The sequence below is a fragment of the Bradyrhizobium sp. genome (assembly GCF_036009065.1).
Taxonomy (GTDB): Bacteria; Pseudomonadota; Alphaproteobacteria; order Rhizobiales; family Xanthobacteraceae; genus Bradyrhizobium.
In genome coordinates, this window is the sequence record NZ_DASYMN010000309.1 from 1 (window position 1) to 1736 (window position 1736).

Below are 1736 nucleotides of genomic sequence, written 5' to 3' on the forward strand. Positions count from 1 at the left end.
GGATTGACTTACGTTACCGAATCTTGTGTATTTAGACCATCATCATAACTGTGCGTGTCGCGCCCGGGCGGATCGCTCCGGGCTTTTTTGTGCCCGGCGCAATGCGTCACGGCATGGGGTGCGGCACGGATAATTGAGACACCCGGCTGAGGTAAATTGAACCTCAACCGGAGTGTCAGACATGACGAATGATGACGGGCGCAAGCCCGAAGGGGCGCCGGAGCGCTCCCCAAAAGCTGGTGCAGGCGCCCCTTCGGACGTTGAAGGGAATGGGCCGAAGCGTTTTTCCGTTAGGCGTAAGTTGGCGGTCGTGGCGCGGTTGTTGCGCGGCGAGCCGTTGGAACTGGTGGCCCGGGAGACGAATGTCTCCGTCGCCAAGCTGACCGAATGGCGCGACCGCGCGCTTTCTGGAGCAGCAACAGCTCTGAAAGAGCGCGAACGTGATGACCGCGACGATGAGATCGCCCGGCTGAAATCGAAGGTGGGCGAGATCACCATGGACAACGAGCTGCTCTACAGCAAGATCGCGGCGATGGAGGGCAAGCGCCCTTTGGCGCACAGGAGGTCGAGACGATGAGCTGCGCACTCTCGCCCTCCGTTGCTCGCTGTTATGGTCTGGCGCGTGTTGCGCGTGTGTGGAGTATCTCGCGCGCCAGCGTTTATCGCGCTCTCAAAGAGACGCAGCCGAACACGCCACCGCGTCGCCCTGGTCCGGTCGGCGCATGTTCGGACGCCGAATTGGCAGATCATATCCGCCGGCAAATAGCCGCCTCCCGCCTGCATGGCGAAGGCTACCGCAAATTATGGGCGCGATTGCGCTTTGCTGGGGTTCGCGCGAGCCCCCGCCGTGTGCGACGGGTGATGCGGGAGAACGGCTTGCTCGCGCCGCATCGCGTTGGACGCACCGAGACCAAGCCGCACGATGGAACGATCATCACCGACAAGGCCAATGAAATGTGGGGCACCGACATGACGCAGACGATCACCGTCCGGGAAGGCCGGGCCAATGTCTTCGTTACCGTCGAACACGCCAACTCGGAAGTCGTCGGCATTCATGCATCGCGGTCGGCCAATCGCTTCGAGGCCCTGGAGCCGGTGCGGCAAGGCGTGCATCGCTGCTTCGGAGCTATCGCACCCCGGGTGGCGCGTGGATTGAAGCTGCGTCACGATCATGGCTCCAACTACATGTCAGGCGACTTCCAGGACGAAATCGAATGCCTGGGGATCGAAGCTTCGCCCTCCTTCGTGCGAGAACCCGAGGGCAATGGCGTCGCAGAGCGATTCATCCGAACCTTGAAGGAGAACCTGCTGTGGGTGAGGACCTTCGATACCATCGAAGAACTGCGAGCCGCGCTCATCAAGTTCGCCAGGCACTACAACGAAACTTGGCTCGTCGCCCGGCACGGCTATCGTACCCCAGCCCAAGTGCGGGCCGACCAATGCCGGCTTGATCAGAATGCAATGGCCAATCTAAAGTTGGCCGCCTGAATAGGCCCAGCCGGGTGTCTCAAAACCGGGCCGCAGTACAATCCCGCCTTGAACGTGACCCCTTCGGCGCTCCTCAATATCCCGTTGAAACGCTCGACCGCGGCGCTCGCCTCATCCTGAGTCTCGAACTCGATTCCAGAGGAGTAGCTGCGTCGTCCACGATCTGTCGACGTTCACCAACGCCCTATCCTTGCGGCCATCCTGCTGGATTTCCCGACCGCGCAGGCTCGGCGCGTCCTGGCTGGGGT

General features: G+C 61.7%; 1 pseudogene. It reads left to right on the forward strand.

What is annotated here, in order from left to right:
- Positions 1 to 181: 181 nt before the first annotated feature.
- Positions 182 to 1488: pseudogene (locus VGP39_RS19040) on the forward strand (IS3 family transposase).
- The last annotated feature ends 248 nt before the right edge of the window (positions 1489 to 1736 follow it).